The organism is Halothermothrix orenii H 168 (genome assembly GCF_000020485.1).
Classification (GTDB): domain Bacteria; phylum Bacillota; class Halanaerobiia; order Halanaerobiales; family Halothermotrichaceae; genus Halothermothrix; species Halothermothrix orenii.
The window spans coordinates 2,129,777-2,152,452 of record NC_011899.1 but is presented as its reverse complement, the minus strand read 5'-3'; the positions used below and the strand labels follow the sequence as shown (position 1 = coordinate 2,152,452).

The following is a 22,676-nucleotide window of genomic DNA, read 5'->3' as shown; positions in this document are numbered from 1 at the left end:
TGATTTTTCTAACTCTAACACCGGCCACTAATATCTTATTTTTATTTTCATAAAAGTCTAAAATTTGTAATATTATTGCAGGATTTTTAATAAAAGGCCATGAATATATTAAATATACCAATCTGGTTACTGGCATTAAGTTGACTTTGGTTAATACTTTTTTATTAGACAGGCTGGGGGGAGGTTTTTATGCCTAACAATATTTTTTTAAGTGGTGATGACGGGAGTGGTAAATCAACCATTATCAAAAATGTAATTCAGGAACTCGGTTTAAATTCCGGGGGGTTTATTATCAAGGAAATAGTAGAAGAAGAGAGAGACTGGACAGAATGTTTTCTGATTGACGCCAGGGTTTTGTGTGGAAATAACCAGGTTCCGGAGCTTGATCCTGAGAATATTGTTGCCAGACGGCAGGGAGATGAGACCTGGCACATAAGGAGCAGTGTTTATGATAAAAAGGGGGTAGAACTCCTGGCCAGGGGTTTTGTATCCAGTGACATTCTCGTTATAGATAGACTGGGAGAATTTGAACTTAAAGCAAATGTCTTTATAAATAAAATAGAAGGCTTACTCGATACCCCTAAACCCGTCCTGGGAGCTGTCAACGTTAAAAATAATCCCTTTATAAATAATTTAATGGAAAGAAGGGATTGTGAGTTTTTTGTAGTAAGTAAAGAGTCACGGGAAAGGGTCTATAATGAGGTTCTGGAAAGGGTAAAAGATATACTGTAAGGAATACTATTAGTTAAACAATAAAAAAAGTTATAATTGAGAACAAATAGATAGCAAAATTTTTGTCTGGAGAAAATATATGTAAGAACTTTATTTCATAAAGGAGGTAATTCATTGAAGCTTAAAGTCGATTTATTCAGTGATACTGGAACCAGACCTTCTAAGGAAATGAGAGAATTTATGGCTAAAGCCGAGGTTGGCGATGAGCAACTGGGGGAAGATCCATCTGTTAATCGCCTGAATGAAATGGTAGCAGAATTACTGGGAAAAGAAGACGCTATCTATTTACCATCGGGATTAATGGCCAATCAGATTTCCTTTGCCGTACACTGCCGGCCGGGTGATGAAATTATCATGGATAAAACAGCCCACCCCATTCATTTTGAGGGGGGAGCGGTCAGTGTTATCAGTGGTGCATCAATTAACCCTTTAGATGGTGAGAATGGTATATTTACCACTGAACAGGTTATAAAGGCCATCAGGACATCTGATTACCACCACCCCAGGACACGGCTTATTTCCATTGAGCAGACTTCAAATCTGGGAGGAGGTACCATCTGGCCCCTGGATGTAATTGAAGATATTTGCCAGCTGGCCCGGGAGCATAATCTAAAGACCCATATGGATGGAGCTCGTCTTTTAAATGCTGTTGCCGCTACCGGTATTCCAGCTTCGAAGTATGCTGAACACTTTGATTCTATCTGGATTGATCTCAGTAAAGGGTTAGGGGCTCCGGTTGGTTCAGTACTGGCCAGTTCCAGGGATTTTATAGAAGAGGCAAGATACTGGAAACAGAGGCTGGGAGGGGCTATGCGTCAGGCGGGGATAATTGCTGCCGGAGGTATTTATGCCCTGAAGCATAACCTTGAGCGTTTACAGGAAGATAATGATAATGCCAGGTATCTGGCCGAAGAGATGGCCCGGCTTAAAAATATAGAGATTGATCCGGAGACAGTTGAGACCAATATCGTTATCTTTAAGGTTAAGGGCCTGACAGCAGAACAATTTTCTAAAGAATTGATTAAGAGAGGGGTCAGGGTCAGTATAATCGCTAAAGATACCCTCCGGGCGGTTACTCACCTGGATGTTAATCGTCAGGATATTGATTATGCTTTAACGGTAATTAAAGAAGTGACCGGTAGTTAATAAAGGTCTTTCATTTGAGACCTTCGAGTTTATAAATGAAGCTTAATATTTCAGCAATTACTTTATATAATTCTTGAGGAATTTCAGTTCCGATATTGAGCCGGATCAGGGCATCAACAATGTCCTGGTCTTTTTCTATAGGGATATCATGTTTCCGGGCTGTTTCCATTATTTTTTCTGCTATTGTTCCTTTACCGGAGGCTACAATCCGGGGGGCATTATCCTTACTGGTATTATATCTTAAGGCTACTGCCTTTTTTATTTTGTCCTGTTTTTTATTATCTACTTTTTTATCCATATAAAAATCACCTTTGCAATTAGGGATCTTTCATCATCCGGGGTTTTCCATACTTCTGGCTGTAAAACCGGGCTCATAAATTGTTATTATAAAATTTGATTAATTGACTCTTATTACATAATTGATTATAGGGAAGTACCTATAATAAAAGAAGTACTTACAACAGAATTGGTTGGAGTATAACAAAGTTATGTATTTAGATTCTTAAGTCAAAATGACCCCTGAAGTTTTCAGTTATCGATTTGGTTCCGGACTTTTTATACCCGGAATCAAATCTGTGTTCTTTAATGGTTTCTACTACGGGTGGGTCTATTGAAAAACCATTTTCTTCTAACCTGGTAATAAGCTGTGGTAGATTTTGTTTGATGAGTTCGGCGGTGCGGTTAGAACCGGTCTGGAATGAGCTTTTTATGTGGCCAGATTTATATATAATCTGGGCTTTAATCAGTCCTTTACGGGGTAGTTCAATTAAGAAAACAATCTGGTATGATTTATTTTTTCCATTTTGGTTACCTCCTTTTTTTGACCGGGGCTGGTTCCAGATCTGACAGTACAGGGGCAAAGGCCGGTTTTGATCTGGAAAGGTCAGTGGTAATTCAAGGGATAACAGGAGGTTTTCATTTGAGGTCAGGTTAATTAACTTATTTCCAGTAATCTGGTTAAACAGCTTTTTATATTGACTGTTATTTTCCTTTAAATTTTCAAGGGTTTGTAATAGTTCGTTAAGTTTTTCTGTATAATTACTTAATTTAGCTTCTATCCGGGTCGGGGAATCATGATGATAAAAAAGGAACTCTCTGGTTAACTTCCGGGGGAGTTGATCCCTTAATCCCCCCATTTGAAATACATAAGATTCGCTAGAATTTGATTCCCTGGAATTATATGAGAGTATTAACCCTTTGAAGAGCTCCGAAGCCAGGGGTAATTTATTTTTAACTAACAGAGCAAAGCTTTTAACCATGGTATTGAGATTTGCTCCGGGTCTTGTTTTTTTAATTAATTTAATAAATGTGGTCAAAAGTTTGATGTCCAGAGGGAGTTTATGGTTAATCCAGTATTTTATTAACTTTTCCTGGAGTAAGGGGTCTAAACCCTTTAATATATTTTTTATATCAGTGGGTATAGATATTTTATCAACCCTTACCGGAAAGTCAGGAGTTGTTGTGTTTGATTTGGCGTGTTTTCCAGTAGTTTCGGTTTTTACATCTGATAATTCCAGGTTTTTTAAGAAATCGATAATTAATTTGTTATAAAGTTCGTTAAAATTAGAAACTTTCATAAAAATCACCACAGTATAGTCTTAATGTCAGGCCTTAAGGTTTAAAATAAGTCCTTTAATATAACTTTTAAGTTATGTTAATTTTAACATTATTAAATGGTTATATCAATTATTAATTTCCTGGAGGGTGGCTTATGGTTTCCCTGATTGTGGCAATCAGATTCTGGAGGTGGGAGTAAATCCACAACACAAAAGAATACAATTTTTAACAGGTTATACTTAAAAAATGTAGAATATATGTAATATAGATAAAAATAATGGAATTTAATAATAAAAAATTCAGGTTTAGATTAAATATTCCGGTAGATTGTTTTTTATGATAATTGGGTATTAGTTTTATTAATTTAATCATGGGAGGGAAGAATATTGTATAACCTGCTGCTGGTAGAGGATGAAAAGCCTTTACTGGAGAAAATTGCCTGTCATGTTGACTGGGAGGATAACGGTTATAAAGTGTACACAGCCCGGAATGGCAAACAAGCCCTTAAAATATTGAATAATGTCAGGATTGATATCCTGGTAACTGATATTAAAATGCCCGACATATCAGGGATAAGGTTAATTGAGGAAATTAAAGATAATAAGGCCGATATGTCTACTATTATCATTTCGGGTCATGCTGAATTTGAATATGCTCAGAAGTCGATTCGGCTGGGGGTTACTGATTATCTTCTCAAGCCCTTTCATTCTTCAAGGTTATTAGAGGTTGTAAACCGGGCCCGGAAACAGTTACTTAAAAAGAGAAAAGAGAAGGAAGATTTGAAGAGATTTAAACAGGAACTAAATAAAATATTGAAAGAGAATGACCAGTTAGACAGTAAACTACAGATGTTTTTTAACAGAGACCGTGATGAATTTTTCAGGGAGTATTCTTTAATAATTAAAAATGAGAATATGTTTAATGAACTTAAAAATGGACGTGAAGAGGATTTAATTATAGCTATTAAAAAACTATTTGAAGATATAAACGAGTTAAATATAAATCAGGAGTCAGCCCTGTTTATTATCCATACTGTTGTTCTTTTAACTCTGAAAAATATAAAAGAAATGGGTTTTGATTTAAAGGAGATTATAGATTTTATGGAGCTTGGTAACAAATCAATAGATGTAGAAAAGGTTTCAAAAGAAACCATGGAAACCTGGTTAACAGGATTTTTAGTAAAGGTTAGTCAGTACATAGCTCAGCAAAAATCAGAAGATAGGGAACTTGTCTTAAAGGTTAAGGAGGCGGTAAATAAAAACCTGTCAAGTGGCCTAACGTTAAACCAGCTGGCTGAAGAGTTTAATTTAAGCAACAGCAGTCTGAGTCAACTCTTCCGTAAATATACAGGAAAGAATTTCAGTGAATATCTTGATGATATCAGGATAAATAAAGCCAGAGAGCTTTTAAAAACAACAGGTAAAAAGGTATACGAGATTGCAGATGAAATAGGTTTTGATGACCCCTATTATTTTAGTTCCTGGTTTAAAAAGAGAACAGGTGTATCCCCAACTACTTACCGGGAAAATTTTATTTTATTTGAATAGCCCTCCAAAATCTTAAAATAATCCGAGGATTCTTAAAAATATTCAATTGTTTAAAATTTAGAAAATTTGTATTATTAATATAGAATCCAATAAATGGGGGGTATTTACGTGAAGAGGTTCCTTGTGGTAACTGTAGTAGTCCTGTCGGTTATGTTAATAAGTGGTGCTGCCCTGGCGGAAGAGTTAAATGTCCTTTATATGGCCCAGGCAGGATATCAGCCTGAAGAAGTCAGGCAGATGGCAGATGTTTTTGAAGAAATTGTCGGGGTTGAGGTAAATATTACTTTTGTAAAGTATGATGAAATGCACGATAAAATTGTAACTTCAGCTGCTGTACCTGTCGGGACTTATGATGTTGTACTGGAAGATCTGATCTGGACAGCTGAATTTGCAGAATATGGATTTGTAGAGCCCATTGATGACCGTGTTAATGATCGAATTTTAAATGATATACCTAAAGCTATCCTCGATGCATTTCGCTATAATGGTAAGCTCTGGGCCATGCCCTACCTGGCTAACTTCCAGTTATTTTTCTACAATGAAGACATGATTAAAAAAGCAGGATTTGATGGACCTCCCAAAACCCTGGAAGAAATGGTTGAACAGATGAGGGTTATGAAGGAAAAGGGTATTGTGGAGTATCCCTTGGTTGATTCCTGGAACCAGAAAGAAGGTCTGGTCTGTGAGTATGTCTGGTTAACCGGGGCTTTTGGTGGAGACACTTTTGATGAAAATGGTAACCCCGTTTTTAACCGGGGACCGGGACTTGAGGCTCTTAAATTTATGAAGATGCTTCTGGATGAAGGACTTGCTAATCCCCAGTCTTTAACACTTAATGAAAATATGGCTAAAGATGTCTTTATTGCCGGAGATGCTGCTTTTACTACCAACTGGACCTTCCAGTATGGTGCCATGAAAGATCCTGAACAGTCACAGGTAGTAGACTCAGGTAAAATGGGACTGATTCCGGTGGCTGAAGATGTCCTCGGTAAGTATAAGTATAATACAGCATCAGTATCCGGATTCCAGGGAGCAGCTATAATGGCTAACTCTGAACATAAGGATCTGGCCTGGAAATATATCCGTTTTATTACCAGTCCTGTTGTTCAGCGTGGTTACCTGGTAGAAATGCCTGTCTGGAAATCTGTCCAAAATAGTGCCTATGCCCAGTCTAACTTCCCGACCATCAAGATAAAAGCTAAAGAAATTGCCAGTGTTCATCACAGGCCTCGTGTTCCCAACTATCAGGAGGTATCTTCCATATTACAGAGATATATTCACCAGTGCCTGGAAGGTAAATATGAACCTGAAGAAGCCCTTGATGCTGCTGTAAAGGAAATTAAAAACCTGAAATAGTACTTGAAAAAAGAGGGGAGGGGCGACCCTCCCTTTATTTTCATAACTCCATCTTTATAATCTTGTTACCGGTTTATAGTTTAAAAAACAGGCCACTTGAAACAGGCCATTTAATAAGAGGTGTGGTGACATGGCCTTTAATAAATTTATTAAAAAAATAAGCTTTTTTAATAAGATTGGCTTAAGTTTAAAGATTAGCTCTATACTGGCCTTTGTTGTTGTTCTGGTAATGGGCTTTGTTTCTTTTTATACCTATAACTATACGGCCAATATGGTGTTAAGACAGGTTAATGGACAGATAGAGACCGTTAAAACCTCACAGAAAAAGACTATAAATAATTTTATGGAAAACCTGGGAAAACAGGTATCCAGTTTTACTAAAGATGAAGACCTGTTTCATTTTGTGGACATGGTAAATTACAACCTGAAAAATGGCGACCTTGAAGGTTTCATTAAAATATATGGATTTACGGTAGTTGACTCCAGTAGAATACTGGCTAATCAGCAGAAAATTATTAACGGGGCCAGCTTTGTTTATATTACCAATAAGGATGGAATAATAATAGCAGATTCACGCCTCAAAAATAAAGAACAAATTAATGATTTTGTGGGAAAAAAGCTTGATACAGTAGAATATAAAGGAGCCAGGGAAGACCAGGTTTTTATAGTTAATAACAAACCGGTTCTTCTTTTTCAAAAAGAGATAAATAAGGAAGATGAAGTCATTGGACATTATGTTATGGGTATTTCTTTAATGAATATTTATAATCGATTTCAGATGGAACTGGATTCCCGTTTTAGCATGCAGCTTGTAAATGGAGACGGAATTATTCTTAATAGCCCTGACAGTGATTTAATTGGAAAAAAGGTCACGGATAAATGGATTATAAATAATATTAAAGAGAATGTTTCCTCTAATTATAGATATACAGAGGATTTATACCAGTCCCTGGAAAGGCTGGGTCGGAGTAGCAGGCTTTATCTGGTAATAGATGTGCCGAGAGTTATTTTAACAGATCCTGCCCGTAAAATAGGATTTACAATTCTGGGTATTGCTCTGGTGGGTGTCATTATTATCCTGGGTGGTGGCTATCTTCTGGTAAGGTGGCAATTAAAACCGCTGAAACGTTTACTGGCTTCGTTTAACCGTCTGAAGGAAGGTGAAATCACTGACAGTACCTATTTGAAAGGAAATGATGTTACCCGTGGTGATGAGCTGGGAATTTTGAATAGGTCTTTTAATGATATGGTCAGGCGGCTTCAGGGAATAATTACCTCAATAAGCGGGGCCGCAAGCAGTGTTAATAGTTCTTCCAATCACCTGAAAGAAAACTCCCGGGATGTTGGTATTATATCAGAAAAGGTGGCAAAATCAATCCAGGAAGTTGCTGCCGGGGCTGATAATCAGGCCGAGAGTGTAGATGAAATAAACAAAAAAATGCAGAATTTAACTGGTGTTGTGGAAAACCTGGAAAATACAAACACTCAATTAAAAGAACTCTCCGGTACTATGGAGAAGGCTACGGCCCGGGGACAGCAGGAGATAGAAAAAGTAAGTGGACAGATGAATAAAATCAGGGATTCAATTGAGGAAGTAGCTACAGGGATAAGCAGTTTTACTTCAATTTCAGAGGAGATAGATGATATTGTAGTTATCATTAATAGTATTGCTGAACAGACCAACCTTCTGGCCCTAAATGCAGCTATTGAGGCTGCCAGAGCCGGTGAAGCCGGCCGGGGTTTTTCTGTTGTGGCTGATGAAATCAGAAACCTGGCTGTAGAATCGGTAAAATCAGCTGATCGCATCAGAGATTTAATTGAACAGATAAAACAGGAATCAGAACGGGCAAGTATCAAAATGACCCAGGGAACCGAAGAAGTTCAACGGGGGGAAAGTGTAGTAACATCGGCTAAGGAGGCATTTACGGAAATAAGGGAAATTATCGGTGATGTTATAAAAGGAATTGAATCATCTAATGAGGCTATTAAGGATGTTAATACTGACAGTAAGAAGATTGCTGCTAATGTAGAGACAATAGCCTCTATTTCCGAACAGACATCAGCCAGTGCCCAGGAGGTTGCTTCTGCCAGTGAGGAACAGACAGCCTCCATTGAAGAGATTACTTCATTATCTGAAGAACTATCAAATATGGCCGATAAATTAAACGAACTGGTCAGGGAATTCAAACTAGAAGAGAAGGAGGGGATAGTTTGAAAGGGTTATTATCCAGAAAAATTAATAAACCTGTTATGTTGGCAGAAAAAAAAGACGGTATATACCCATATATTTTGCTGGCCCCCAGTATTCTAATTTTACTGGCCGTTATTGTATTTCCAATTTTTATGTCCCTTTATATGAGCCTTAATGAAGTCAGGGTTATTGCCGGTGGAATTAAATATACTTTTAAAGGGCTTGAAAACTACCTGTATTTTTTTAAAAACCCACTCTTCTGGGAGTCTTTAAGGGTAACAACCTATTTCACCGTTGTCTCTTTAGTGATTGAATTGATTCTTGGTTTTTTCATGGCTTCCATCCTCAACAGGGAGTTCTGGGGACGTAATATTGTAAGGTCTTTAATTTTGATACCATGGGCTGTTCCTACCGTAGTTAATGCCAGGATATGGCAGTGGATTTATAATGCCAATGACTTTGGAGCCCTCAATAGAATTTTAAAGGGTTTAAACATTATTAAAGAAAATGTGGTCTGGCTCAGGGAGGTCACACCATTTGCCGGAAGCCTTATGGCAAAATTCTTTGAATGGTGTGGTGCCTCACGGGCTCTCCATATGATTATCATTGGTGACACCTGGAAGGTGACTCCATTGGTAGCCCTGTTATTACTGGCCGGAATGCAGACAATTCCTGATTCCTTTTATGAAGCAGCAGATGTTGATGGGGCTAACTGGTGGCAGAAATTTAAATATATTACATTACCCCGGTTAAAGCCCGTTCTCCTGGTTATCCTGGTTTTAAGAACCATGGAACTCTTCCGGGTATTTGACATCCTTTACATCATTATGTCCTATCAGGTTAAGGTTCTTTCTATATTAACTTATGAAAACGGGTTTGTTTTCCTGAAGTTTGGCCGGGCTGCAGCCCTTTCCTTTATCATTGGAACTATCATTATGGCTCTGGCTTTTGTATACATGAAGTTCCTCTATGTTGAGGAAGGTGATGAATAAATGAAGTCAAAGAAGGTAAAACGATTCTTTTTATACGCCGGTGTAGTTTTAATAGTGGTCTGGACCCTGGCCCCGGTTGTCTGGTTATTTATTTCAAGTATCAGTCCTCACAAAGAATTACTTGATACCTCGCAGTGGCTACCTGAAAACCCTACCCTGAAGAATTATGTTACTTTTTTTAATCTATCAACCCATACCGGGGAGAGTTTTCTCTCGGCCCTGAGAAATAGTATTATCATTGCCACATCGGTTACCATTATTTGCCTGGCGGCCAGTACTTTGGCGGCCTATGCCCTGGCCAGACTGGAATTCAAGGGGAAAAAGTTTCTGGTGGTGAGTATGCTCTCAACCAGAATGTTACCAACCGTAGCCCTGATCATACCTTTTTTTGTTCTGGTAGTGTATTATGTTGGTAGCTTTGTTCAGCTATATGATACCCGGATTAACCTGATAATCCTGTATACTTCTTTTATTCTTGGTTTTGATATCTGGATTATGAGGGGATACCTCATGTCAATTCCTAAAGAACTTGAAGAAGCCGGTTTAATAGATGGTTTAAACCGCTGGGGGGTTCTCTTTAAAATAATTCTTCCCCTGTCGGCCCCGGGCCTTGTGGCTACAGGTATCTTCTCTTTTCTTCTGGCCTGGAATGAGTTTCTGCTGGCTTTAATCTTCACTAAAAGTAATCAATCAATTACCCTGACTTTATTTATTCAGGAACTGGGAAGCCAGTATACAACATCCTGGGAACAGGTATCTGCAGCAGGTTTTATTGCCATTCTCCCCCCTGTAATTCTGGCCCTGTTATTCCAGAAGTTCATTATTAAGGGACTGACAGCAGGGAGTGTCAAGGGATAAAATAATATATCCGGGGATATTTCTATTCCCGGATTTTAATATTTGTTATAGTTAAAGGTTTTTAATCAACATTAATATTCCTGTACGATTTATTTAGTTATTAAAAAACTGGGTTTTTGGAGAAAAAAATAAACCGGGAGGGGATGTAATTGTTGACTGAAAGGTCATAGGCCCGGTTAAAGTGGCTGGCAAAAATAATAATCTTTTCAGTGTTAATGGTGGTTTGTCCTCTATCCCTCTCCCTATCTGTTAGTGCCGGGAAGCTACCCCCTAAACCCCTTACCATTGCCTTTGTTCCCAAATCCCTGGATAATCCCATTTTCCTGGATACCCTCGAAGCTGCCCAGAAAGAAGCCCGGAGGCTTGGAGTCAGGCTCGAATGGGTAGCCCCCTTTACCACCAGTACAGAAGGCCAGATAAAAGTAGTAAAAAATTTAATACAGAGACGGGTTGATGGCATCATTATTAGTGCCAATGATTCCAATGCCCTTAAGGAAATAATAAATAAAGCAGTAAAAAGTGGTATTGCTGTAGCTACTTTTGATTCTGATGTCCCCGGGAGTGACAGGCTTTTTTATGTTGGTACAGATAATTGGAGGGCAGGCTACGAACTGGGTAAAGCCCTCCTTCAGGTTCTGAAACGAAAGGGGATAAAAACTGAAAAATATAAGGTAATGGTACTGAGTGGCGGTAAAGAGGCCTTAAATTTAAAAAAACGGGTTAAGGGTTTTGCTAAAGCAGTTGAAGAAGAGATTGATATCGAAATCAAGGATATTTTATACTGCAATGACGATTTTCAGCTGGCCAATGAACTGGTAGAAAATTATATTAAGTCCCATCCTGATATTGACATTATTTTATTTGTCGGCGGGTGGCCCTTTTATGTTCCCCCTGATGCCATGCCTCGTTTTCAAAAATGGGCCCGACAGGGGGGAATTGCGATAGGAATAGATATCTTTTATTCAGCCCTTGTTTTACAGAAGGAGGGTATGATCCAGTACCTGGTGGGTCAGGATTTCAGTGGGATGGGGCAGTTGAGTCTTCGTTATCTGGTCAGGTTCTTGAGGAGTGGGCAGAAGCCCCCGGTTATTATTAAAACCGGTATTGAGCATGCCAACACCAGTAATATTGATAGGCTACTTAAAGTTCATAAACCATGGGGTGTCAGATAATTTGTCTGGCAGATAGGGGTTGATGTTATGAAGGCCTTAAAAAAAATCATGCAAACATTATCTTCGTTATTTCAGATACAGACCCTCAGAACAAAGCTGGTCTTTTCTTTTCTCCTATTTGGCCTCGTTCCTTTTCTTATATTTGCCTTTTTTTCTTATAATAAATACCTCGGGGCTCTTCAGGAAAGGATAACAACCTACTCCGAAGGTGTGGTCTCCAGGATGCAGAAGGATCTGGATGAATACCTCCAGGATGTTAATTCACTGTTAAATATGAAGGATGACTATTATATTAACCAGTTTATTAAACTTAAGAGGGCAGGAGATTTTGAAGGTAACAGGAAATATACCTTCCGGTTGTGGGAAGACTTTAGTACCCTGACAAGGATAAAAGAAGGGATTGAAGATGTTGCCCTGACCTTTGATGACGGGAAGAGGTTCAGTACCTACGGGTTGTATTATGCAATCCCTGAGACAATGGCTTTATATAATAAGATAATAAAAGAGGATAGAGATTCCTATATTGTTACCAGGCCCCACTGCAATTTTATGAATAAACCGGTAATAACTGTAGCCAGGGTATTTAACCCGGGAAGTCCGGAAGAAAAAGTTATGATAAGTGCTGATATCTCCCTTGATATTCTGGATAGTATTACCGGTGTTAAGCTCGGGAAAAAAGGATATGTATTTGTTGTTGATAGGCTGGGTAATATTATATATCATCCAGATCGCAAGTTGATAGGTAGTAAAAGTCAGTTTATAAATACTGGATGGTTAAAAAGCGGTAGCAATAACAGGATTATTTCCAGAGAGGGCAAACAATATATTCTCACCTATACCGTATCCCGGAAAACAGGATGGTATATTGTTAGTCTGGCTCCAGCCCGCGAGATAAGCGGGCAACTCCATCAGTTAAAAAATATTACCCTGGGTATTATTTTACTGGTATTGCTAACAGTAGTGCTACTAACTGTTTACTTATCAAATACGTTAACCCGACCAATCCGGAAACTGGAGCATCTTACCAACAGGGCTGCCAATAATGACCTGAGTGTCAAGATTAAAATCAGTGGTAATGACGAAATTGCCCAGCTGGGTAACAGCTTTAATAAAATGATTGAAAGAATTAAGAAGCTAATGCAGGAAAATATTGAGGAACAGAAGCTTATTAGAAAACTTGAGATGGAAAGTCTGGAAAATCAGATAAAACCCCATTTTATTTATAATACCCTTGATTTAATTATCGGTTATCTTGAAAGTAATAACAGTAAAAAGGCTTCTTTTTTGATAGAAGCTCTGGGTAAATTCTTCCGGTTAAGCCTGAGCCATGGTAAAGAACTGGTCATGGTTAAAAATGAGATTGAACATGTCAAAAACTATCTTTATATCCAGCAGCAGCGCCATGGTGAAGAATATGAGTATATTATTGATATTAAGGATAAAGAAATACTTACTGAATATATGCCCAAGTTACTCCTTCAACCCCTGGTTGAGAATGCTATCTACCACGGAATACTGAAGGTGAATAAAAGCGGCCTAATTATTGTTAGAGGTTATCGTAAGGGAGAAGATATTTTCTTTGATGTAATAGATAATGGAGTGGGAATGTCCCGGGAGAAGGTTGACGAAATAAATTCAATATTGAGGGGGGAAATGGGGGTAGAGGACGAAAAACAGTATTTCGGCCTCAGAAATGTCAATGAAAGGATTAAACTAAAGTTTGGACCCGACTACGGGCTCTATCTCGATAGTGATATAGGGGCCGGTACTAAGGCTACCATCAAGATTGGAGTTATTAAAAATGATGGTGATTAGGGTAAGTTACAATTAAATAATTTACAGACAGGATTAAGTATTTATGGCTCCTGACGAAAATTAATTTTAAGCTGGGGCTACAGTAGAATGCTTAATCCTGTTTTTTTATGCAGGACTAAAGTTAAAGACATGGCCTGATCACACAAATGGCAGGCCTATCTGTGGTTTTATTTCTGGGTCATTAAAAATAGGAAATGAATAAAATAATAAGATTTACCAGATAATTCTTGAAATAAATAATCAAATATACTAAAATATAGAAAAACATGTATCATGATAGTAATTTTTATTTAAAGGATGTAAAATATTTTTCAATTCCCTGAGGTTTTTTGAAAGTATTAATGGTGGATAAGTGTATAAAAATTGATTTACCTGTAAGATATATTAAATATAATATTGTTTTGAAAGGGTGTTGAAGAGAACATGTCCTCTAAAGTGAAGTGGATTAGAACATTAATTATTTTCATTATTATTTTTGTTTTAAGTCTGGTAAGCCCCTCTGCGTATTCTCAAAATGAGGGTAATAATTTACCTGATTATAACAGCATTGATCTAGAGTATTATGTTAAAGAGGTATTTGAAAAAGTGAGCAAAAACAATTTAGCAGATGGTGTTATTTTAGACTGGTATATAAGTAGTGACGGGGAACACATCGTAGTATTTTATAAAATTTACGTTGCCGGGGATACAGGCGAAGATAATGGATCATCTATTTCTATTTCATCATTAGATACCTATAAATTTACTGGCTGGGATAACAACGGAGAAAAAAGTGAAATTATGGTACCAGTATATGAGTTTAATTCCGAATACTACACCCCCCGGGAAATTATAAGGAATTACACAATGGGGAAAGAAGATTTTATAAATAATTTTCTACCCAGGATATACAGGGTTTACAGGGAAGTAGATATCCCTCCGGAGAGTTTTAAACATAAAGGCCAGAAAATTATATTTGGTGATAAAAACCTGGAACAATATATCAAAGGCTTAATGAATAAAAAAGGAGACTCTGTTTATGAGGCAGAGGTTAAGAATATCAAGCGCTTACATATCCCAGGCGATAATCAATACAGGATAAAATCCCTTAATGGATTAGAATTTTTCTCAGGACTGCAGGAACTGATAATATCCAGAAACGATATTAAAGATTTAAATCCCCTAACTAAATTAAAAAATATAAAAGAATTAAGAATACATGGTATTCCGGTTAAAGACTATAGTCCTCTGGGAAGACTAAAAAAATTAAAAGTGTTAACAATATGGGGATATCAAGCCCTGCCTGTCGATAAATACTGGCCCTGCCGGGTCCGGGATTTAAGTTTTTTAAAGAATTTAACTGATTTAGAATACCTTGAATTTAAATTTAATGACATTAAGGATCTAAGTCCCCTTGCCAACCTTACCAGGTTGAAACATCTTAAAATTAACTATGACCGGGTTTCCAACCTTGACCCCATCTCCGGACTGACCGGCCTTGTCCATCTGGACCTTGTCAATAACAATATAGAAGATATAAGTCCCCTGGTCGGTTTAAAAAACCTGGAAATTTTAGATTTATCCGGAAACAGGGTAAAGGATATTACCCCTCTGTTGAAATTGTGCAAGTTAAAATCGGTTACCCTGAAAAACAACCATTTTAAACTAGATATAGAGGTTATAAATAAACTTAAGGATCGAGGGGTCAAAGTAGAATACTAGATATTAACCGGGAGGTTATTTAAATATGAGTAAAAAGCCTTTTTCAAAAATAGTTACACTGTTTGTTATAATTATTTTTTCAATCTTTCTTTTTGCCTGGAATGGGGAAGCTGTCGAAGATACAGGAATTATTGTTTTTGAAGATGAGGACCTGAAAAAAGTGGTAATGAGGTCACTGAGCAAGCCGGAAGGACCTGTCTTCAGGCCAGAGGTGGAAAATTTAACTGAGTTCAGTATCCCCTCTTTTCGTCATTATGAAATAAATTCTATAAAGGGATTAGAAGCCTTTTTAAACATAAAAACCCTGCGGATTGGGCCAAATTATATCAGTGATTTAACCCCCCTGGCCCATTTAACAGACCTTGAAAGACTCTATATCTTTGAAAATCATATTGAAGATTTAAGTCCACTGGGAAAATTGAAGGAATTAAGGGAGTTAATAATCAGGGGGTTACCTCCATATAAAAAGGGATTGCCTTCAGGTAAATATTCAGGACATTATATTGAGGACATAAGTCCTCTGGCCGGTTTAGTAAAACTTGAATACCTTAAATTATCCCATCAAAAGATATCAAATTTAGAGACCCTGACTCAACTACCAAACTTAAAAACCCTGAATGTAGCCTATAACAGTATATCTGACCTTAAACCCCTGACTGCTTTGACAGGGTTAAGCCACCTGGATCTGGAAGCCAACAATATTAAAGATATATCTCCATTAAGAGGGTTAAAAAAACTTACCTATTTAAATCTGATCAGAAATGAGTTGACCGGTGTAAAACACCTTTCCAGTCTGGAAGGTTTGCAGGTATTGCTGTTAAGCGGGAATGACCTCCGGAATATTGCCTCCCTTACCCGACTGGTAAACCTTGAGAAACTGGATATCAGTGACAATAATATCAGTGTTGCCCCCGGTTTAAAGGAATTTAAAGGTCTGAAGGAATTGAATATAAGTGGCAACCCCATTGACGATATTAATTTTATCAGCGAGTGCAGGAAACTTGAAAGATTACTGGCCTTCAATTGTGAGATAAGGGACATATCACCTTTAAGGGGACATAACAGTTTAAAAGAGCTTTTTTTGCATAACAACAGGATTACCGATATTAGTCCCCTTGAAGGGCTGAACACTCTCGAAAGGCTTGACCTGAGTGGAAATAGTATAGAAAATGTTTCAGTCATATCTGGACTCAATAAACTTAAATATTTAGACCTTGAGGGGTGTGGTCTGACCGCGATAGAATTTTTAAAAGACCTGGGATCCCTGGAATACCTTGAACTTGAAAATAATAGAATAAGCCAGATTGAGCCTTTAAAAAAACATATTAATTTAAAAACCCTGGTTCTTGATAATAACCAGATTAAAGATATAAGTACCCTGGGTGAATTGATGAACTTAAAGGTGCTATCATTAAACGATAATCAGATTGAAAACATCGATTCTTTGACTGGTTTAAACCAGCTGGAAGTATTATATATTTCGGGCAATAGAATCAGGAATATTAAACCCCTTTTAAAATTAAATAATTTGAGTGTTGTAGCAATAAAAAATAATCAGTTTAAGCTTGATGAAGATGTTATAAAAAAGCTGGAGGATAATAAAGTAACTGTTGTGTATTGAACAATACTGTTTTGTTTCGGTAAAATTTGTGTGTTAAATTTGAATAAATTTTTTATGTTTCATGGTTCAGACAGGATTAAGTATTCATGCTCCTGCTGAGGATTATTTTTATGGTGGGAGTTATAAGCGAAGTAGCATGCTTAATCCTGTTTTTTTATGCAGGATTAAAGTTGAAGTTGAAGTTCATGGTCCATTAGTAAGTTTAAACCCTGGAGAAACATCTTATTTTTGTGAACAGTGGGGGTTATTAAAATGGAATAAGGATAAACCAATCCCTGAAGTGGTTATTAATCAGAGGTGTTGCATAACTAAAACGTTTTAGAAATTGTCCGTAGGTGTTGTAAATAAATATTGTCTAATGATAGCCACCTGATGATGCTTGGCTTAACGGGCTATTTAACAACTCTGATAAAATAATGTAAAAAAAATAGAAAAAATTAAAAAAAAGAGAAGGATTTTTTAAATCAGTGGAGAATATATAAAACATAACTAAAGCGATTTAGTAAAATGGGCTCCCTCCCTTTAGTTTTTGATAACCTGTGTCCCCCTGTTATGTAAAGGCTAACCCGATTATAACTGGATTGGCATAAACTATTAATAAACTCATTTTACTAAACTGCTTTAGACAAAGGGAGGCAATAACCATGGTTGTTATGAGGAGATATACCCCTTTCTCGGTTGCAATTATAATATTATTACTGTTTATTATGGGCAGTGGAAGTGTATATTCAGAAAGTATTGACAGGAAGGTAAATGATATGTTGAGTCAAATGTCCCTTGAAGAGAAAATAGGCCAGATGTTTGTGGTTGAAGTTTCAACTGTTATGGAAAGAAGGGGACCATTTGGTACCAGCGGGAGAATTGATACCAGAAAATTAAAAGGGCTAACGAATGTTGGCAGTATCTTTAGTGGTGGTAGCCTGCGGGCTAACCCTGTTCCAAACAACCCCGCTACCTGGACAGAAATGATAAATAATATAAAACAGGTGTTTAATGATAACAGCAGGATTCCGGTTATTTATGCACTGGATGCTATTCATGGCAATAATAAAGTAATTGGTGCACCTATTTCTCCACACAATCTCGGGTTGGCATCTACATGGAATCCTGAACTAGTTGAAAGGGTTTATGGTTATACAAGTGATTCACTGGAGGCGATTGGTGTAAGCTGGAATTATGCACCAGTTCTGGATGTTGCCCGTGACCCGAGGTGGGGGAGAACATATGAGACCTTTGGAGAAGACCCGTTTTTAGTAAGTGTGATGGGGGCTGCAAGTGTTCGAGGTATACAGAAATCGGGCAGGGTTTGTGCAACTGCAAAACATTATATTGGGTATAGTGGTTCTGAAAATGGTATGGACAGGGATCCTTCCTATATACCCAAGAGGGAATTGTATGAAGTGTATTACCCACCATTTAAGAAGGCTGTGGCTGAAGGTGTTAAAACAATTATGGTTAATAGTGGGGAAGTTAATGGTATTCCAGTGCATGTTTCAAAATGGTTGTTAAATGATCTCCTCAGGATGGAACTTGGTTTTTCTGGTGTAATAATATCTGATTATGCTGATATTAGTAAGCTTCATGATTACCATATGGTTGCTAAAGACTATGAAGAAGCAATAATCAGAGCTGTCAATGCAGGTGTGGATATGTTTATGGAACCCGACAACTATCCCGGGTTTTATCGATTTCTGATAGAAGCAGTAAAAGAGGGTACTGTGAGTGAGGAGAGAATTAATCAATCTGTAAGTAGAATATTAAAATTAAAGATGGAACTTGGGTTGTTTAACGAAGAGTTAAAAGACCCGGCTAATGCCGAAAAAATAATAAGTAATAATAGTGAAGCTGTGGAACTATTCCGCCAGGCTGCCCGGGAATCAATTGTGCTATTGCAGAACAAAGATAATGTACTTCCTCTCTCGAGGGAGATAAAGTCTGTGCTGGTAGTGGGTAATTGTGCTGAAAGTATGGGCAATTTGTGTGGGGGATGGACAATAAACTGGCAGGGTCCTGAAGAAACAGACCTGACAACCGGGAAAACAATTCTGGAAGCCATTAAAGAAAAAGTGGCCCCGGGAACCAGGGTAGATTATATAAAATATCGGCTGGAGAGCATAGATATCTATGTAAAAAAAGTCCTTGAAGCTGCATCAGATGCAGAAGCAATAATTGTGGCTATTGGTGAAGAACCCTATGCAGAAATGATGGGTGATGTGCAAAACATACAGCTACCGGCAGATCAAATTAAACTGATAAAGGCACTCGGAAATACTGGAAAACCGGTTATAACGGTTTTAATTACGGGAAGGCCACTGGCAGTTGGACCAATCCTCAATAGCACCCCGGGGTTGTTATTATCATTCCTGCCAGGAACCGAGGGTGGTAATGCGGTTGCTGACGTACTATTTGGTGATTATAATCCTTCAGGCAAACTACCAATAACTATACCCAAATATACCGGCCAACTCCCACTATATTATAACCATAAACCGGGAGTAGATTATGACCCTCAATTTCCCTTTGGTTATGGGTTGAGTTATACCAGTTTTGAATATAGTGGATTGACTGTAAAAAAACAGCATGATTCATTGCAAATAAGTGTTGATGTTAAAAATATAGGTGATGTGGGAGGTACTGAGGTCGTTCAGGTTTATATCAATGATGTTTATAGTAGTGTAACCACGCCGGTAAGGGAATTAAAAGACTTTAAAAAAGTTTATCTAAGACCTGGAGAAACACGGAGGGTAGAATTTGTAATACCTTTTACTAAACTTACACTTTATAATGAAAATTTTGTTGAAGTAGTAGAACCAGGAACATTTGAAATACAGATTGCAGGGTTTAGCAGACGGGTAAAAATATAAAAATAAAATAAATCAGGAATTTTTTAGCTGCTAGTGAATAATATATATCAGAGCTAAAGCGGTTTAGTGTTTAGCCATTCTAATTGATCGATATTATATTAGAATTCCTGTAATAACAGCAATTATAATAAATGGAAACAAAAAATTTATGGATGTTATCTAAATTGCTTTAGTAAATTAGGAGGTATTAATAAATGGCAACAATAAAAGACATTGCAAAACTTGCAGGTGTTTCAGTAACTACAGTATCAAAAGTTATCAATAATTATCCTGATATTAGTGATAAAACAAAGGAAAAGGTTATAAAAATCATGGAACAGCAAAATTACCGCCCTAATGCTATTGCCAGAAGCCTGTCAACAAGCCGTTCGCGGTCAATAGGAGTATTTTTTACAGACCATTTAAATAGTGGGTTGAGGCACCCCTTTTTCAGAGATATTATTTACGGGATCGAAAAGACATTTTTCCGAAAAGGGTATGACCTGATTTTATTTGCCCATCAATGGGGAGACAGGTTCAGTTATACAGAAAAGTGTAAAAGTCGTCATGTTGATGGTGCCATCTTAATGGGGATGCCGAGGACTGATCCCAATCTTGATAAATTAGTTAATTCAAATATACCAACAGTATTTATAGACCTCGATATAGTTGGCAAAAATGCTACGTATGTGATATCCGATAATGTTCAGGGGGCAAAACAGGCTGTGAATTATCTTTATTCCCTTGGCCATATAAAAATAGGTATGATTATGGGACAGCGGATTACTAAACCGGCACAGGATCGCCTGATTGGTTTTCAGGAAGAGTTAACGAATTTAGGTCTGGAGTATAACCCGGAATGGATTATAGAGGCTGAATTCGGAGAAGAAGGCGGTTATCAAGCTATGAAAAGGATTATTACCCAGGAGATAAGACCATCTGCTGTGTTTTGCCAGGGTGATGAAATGGCCATTGGAGCTATTAACGCTATAAAAGAACATGGTTACAATGTACCTCAAGATTTTTCTATAGTTGGCTTTGATAATATTGAAATAAGTAGTTATGTTTCCCCTGGTCTTACTACAATCCATCAGGATAAATTGACTATGGGAAAGAAGGCCGCCAGTATTCTTCTGGAAATGATTAATAACCCAAACAAAACCTTTTCTCCCGTAGTGTTACCAACAAAATTAATCGAGAGGGAGTCATGTAGAAAGATTGGATAGGTGTAGAGAGTGAAGGGATAGTCATGTATTAAAGGCTGGTCAACTTAAGATTATTAAATAAGGAGGAAAGATGATGCTTGCCAAAATAAGGGGTTATTTTGATAATAGTTTGATTCATCAGTTAAAGCACCGGACGGCCAAAAAGAGTTTACCCTATATGTTTATTTTACCGGCATTAATTGGTATGTTATTTGTCCACATCATTCCTATGTTATGGGGTGTTGTGATCAGTTTCCTTGACCTGGATATTTACAACATAACAAGATGGGCCAGTGCTCCGTTTGTCGGTCTGGAGAATTATACTAAGGGTTTTTCACCTGTTACAACCATTGGTAGAATGTACTTCAAAAGCCTTTTCAATGTAGCTTATTACAGTCTGTTGACGATATCAATTGGTTATTTCCTGGGACTTGGGGCTGCATTATTACTGAACAGGCCGTTTTTCGGCAGGACATTTATCAGGGGGTTAATTCTTATTCCTTTTATCACTCCCGATTCCGTTGCCTATAACTTCTGGCGTTTTATCTTTCAGTCAAGGATTGGTATCCTCAACAAAATGTTGCTGGACCTGGGTCTTATTCAAGAGAATATTGTCTGGCTGGTAGGACAGAATAGTCTTTATGCGGTTGTAATTGCCTCTATCTGGAAAGGGTGGCCATTTGCAGCACTGATATTACTTGCCGGGTTACAGACCATACCTCAGGAAATATATGAAGCAGCCAGAATTGATGGTGCATCTGCCTGGCAGAGGTTCAGGTATATTACTTTCCAGTACTTAAAACCTGTAACAAAAACCTTAATGATTATGAATATTTTGTGGAATTTCTTTGCGTTTAACCAGTTTGTTGTACTACTTGGAAGAAGCCCCGGAAAATATGCTGAAGTACCCAGTACATTAATAATGCGCCAGGCATTTGGACATTTCAAATACGGTCTGGGTGCTGCCCTGTCAATAATTTTGATGTTAATTATGCTGATCATTACTATTGCTTACCTCTATTTCTTCCGTATCAGGGCAGAAAGGGAGTGAATTAAGTGAAAAAAAGAAGATATGTATATTATTTACAGAAAACACTATTTTATTTGGCTATTTTATTCATTGTGGTAATTGTTATGGGGCCTTATCTGTGGATGATCAGTGGTTCTTTTAAAACACCGATAGAAATACAGGCAATGGAACCCACCTGGATACCCAGTACATTCACCCTTGATAACTACCGGGATATGAACAGAACAGTACCAATCCTGAAATTTTTTAAGAACAGTCTGATTATCAGTCTTGGGACTATGATTGTAACAGTTGTAATTGGCACACTGGCAGCTTACTCAATATCAAGATTCAGATTCAGGGGTAGAAATGCATATCAATTGTCACTGTTTTCAACACAGATGTTACCAGGTATTTTGTTTTTGATACCCTATTTCGTCATGTTTACCTGGATAAAAAACACTCTGGGCATACCGATGACCAATACATACCACGGGATGATATTTACTTATACTTCATTTTCATTACCATTTTCCATTATTATGCTAAGAAACTATCTTGATTCGGTACCCCGGGAGATTGATGAACAGGCAATGATAGATGGTTGTTCCAGAGTAAAGGCACTATTTAAAGTGATACTCCCCCTTGCCAAACCCGGGATTGCAGCAGTTGGTATTTACTCTTTTATTATGGCCTGGAATGAAATACTGTTTGCTATGGTCTTAACCAGAACAGAGACCCGTACTATTTCCATAGGTTTGCTGCAATATATTACTTCAAACCAGGCCCACTGGGGCCAGATGATGGCAGCATGTATTATGACAACCATTCCTGTAATAGTACTCTTTACATTAATGCAAAAACATATTGTTCAGGGACTGGTATCAGGTGCTACAAAAGGATAAAAAGGAGGTGGTGTACAGTGAAATTA

17 protein-coding genes are annotated in these 22,676 nt (G+C 37.5%); 15 read left to right on the top strand and 2 right to left on the bottom strand.

Annotation, left to right across the window (positions count from 1 at the left end):
• Positions 1-189: 189 nt before the first annotated feature.
• Together HORE_RS10320 and HORE_RS10315 are read left to right on the top strand one after the other, a co-directional pair.
• On the top strand, positions 190-732 hold the full coding sequence (locus HORE_RS10320) for a nucleoside-triphosphatase (RefSeq protein ID WP_015923711.1): 543 nt from the start codon (positions 190-192) through the stop codon (positions 730-732).
• 114 nt (positions 733-846) lie between these two features.
• Complete coding sequence (locus HORE_RS10315; RefSeq protein ID WP_015923710.1) at positions 847-1,878, top strand: threonine aldolase family protein; 1,032 nt, start codon at positions 847-849, stop codon at positions 1,876-1,878.
• A 10-nt stretch (positions 1,879-1,888) separates the two neighbouring features.
• On the opposite strand, the gene HORE_RS10310 is transcribed toward HORE_RS10315, so the two are convergent.
• Together HORE_RS10310 and fliK are read right to left on the bottom strand one after the other, a co-directional pair.
• Positions 1,889-2,176, bottom strand: a complete 288-nt coding sequence (locus HORE_RS10310) for a FlhB-like flagellar biosynthesis protein (RefSeq protein ID WP_015923709.1) — start codon at positions 2,174-2,176, stop codon at positions 1,889-1,891.
• Positions 2,177-2,372: 196 nt separating this feature from the next.
• Positions 2,373-3,455 (bottom strand): flagellar hook-length control protein FliK, encoded by a 1,083-nt coding sequence (gene fliK / locus HORE_RS10305; RefSeq protein ID WP_015923708.1) that lies wholly within the window; start codon positions 3,453-3,455, stop codon positions 2,373-2,375.
• 366 nt (positions 3,456-3,821) lie between these two features.
• On the opposite strand from fliK, the gene HORE_RS10300 reads away from it, so the two are divergent.
• From HORE_RS10300 to HORE_RS10235, 13 genes are all read left to right on the top strand, one after another.
• Positions 3,822-4,982 (top strand): response regulator transcription factor, encoded by a 1,161-nt coding sequence (locus tag HORE_RS10300; protein WP_015923707.1) that lies wholly within the window; start codon positions 3,822-3,824, stop codon positions 4,980-4,982.
• A 108-nt stretch (positions 4,983-5,090) separates the two neighbouring features.
• Positions 5,091-6,338, top strand: a complete 1,248-nt coding sequence (locus HORE_RS10295) for an extracellular solute-binding protein (protein ID WP_015923706.1) — start codon at positions 5,091-5,093, stop codon at positions 6,336-6,338.
• 130 nt (positions 6,339-6,468) lie between these two features.
• Positions 6,469-8,553, top strand: a complete 2,085-nt coding sequence (locus HORE_RS12565; RefSeq protein WP_015923705.1) for a methyl-accepting chemotaxis protein — start codon at positions 6,469-6,471, stop codon at positions 8,551-8,553.
• Positions 8,550-9,521: a carbohydrate ABC transporter permease gene (locus tag HORE_RS10285; RefSeq protein WP_015923704.1), complete on the top strand. Its 972-nt coding sequence runs from the start codon at positions 8,550-8,552 to the stop codon at positions 9,519-9,521. The genes HORE_RS12565 and HORE_RS10285 overlap by 4 nt, the downstream gene beginning before the upstream one ends.
• Positions 9,522-10,379, top strand: coding sequence for a carbohydrate ABC transporter permease (locus HORE_RS10280; protein WP_015923703.1), 858 nt, complete (start codon positions 9,522-9,524; stop codon positions 10,377-10,379).
• Between the two features lie 215 nt (positions 10,380-10,594).
• On the top strand, positions 10,595-11,551 hold the full coding sequence (locus HORE_RS10275) for a substrate-binding domain-containing protein (protein ID WP_015923702.1): 957 nt from the start codon (positions 10,595-10,597) through the stop codon (positions 11,549-11,551).
• A 27-nt stretch (positions 11,552-11,578) separates the two neighbouring features.
• The gene (locus tag HORE_RS10270) at positions 11,579-13,366 is read left to right on the top strand and encodes a sensor histidine kinase (RefSeq protein WP_015923701.1); all 1,788 of its coding nucleotides are present in this window, start codon (positions 11,579-11,581) and stop codon (positions 13,364-13,366) included.
• A 423-nt stretch (positions 13,367-13,789) separates the two neighbouring features.
• Entirely contained in the window at positions 13,790-15,067 is a 1,278-nt protein-coding gene (locus tag HORE_RS10265) for a leucine-rich repeat domain-containing protein (RefSeq protein ID WP_041606088.1), read from the top strand.
• 25 nt (positions 15,068-15,092) lie between these two features.
• A complete protein-coding gene (locus HORE_RS10260; protein WP_015923699.1) occupies positions 15,093-16,688 on the top strand; it encodes a leucine-rich repeat domain-containing protein in 1,596 nt (531 codons plus the stop codon).
• Between the two features lie 644 nt (positions 16,689-17,332).
• Positions 17,333-19,552 (top strand): glycoside hydrolase family 3 N-terminal domain-containing protein, encoded by a 2,220-nt coding sequence (locus tag HORE_RS10250; protein WP_015923697.1) that lies wholly within the window; start codon positions 17,333-17,335, stop codon positions 19,550-19,552.
• 194 nt (positions 19,553-19,746) lie between these two features.
• Positions 19,747-20,757, top strand: coding sequence for a LacI family DNA-binding transcriptional regulator (locus HORE_RS10245; protein WP_015923696.1), 1,011 nt, complete (start codon positions 19,747-19,749; stop codon positions 20,755-20,757).
• Between the two features lie 73 nt (positions 20,758-20,830).
• Positions 20,831-21,787 (top strand): carbohydrate ABC transporter permease, encoded by a 957-nt coding sequence (locus tag HORE_RS10240; protein WP_226984160.1) that lies wholly within the window; start codon positions 20,831-20,833, stop codon positions 21,785-21,787.
• A gap of 5 nt (positions 21,788-21,792) precedes the next feature.
• Positions 21,793-22,650, top strand: coding sequence for a carbohydrate ABC transporter permease (locus HORE_RS10235; protein WP_041606085.1), 858 nt, complete (start codon positions 21,793-21,795; stop codon positions 22,648-22,650).
• Positions 22,651-22,676: the final 26 nt, after the last annotated feature.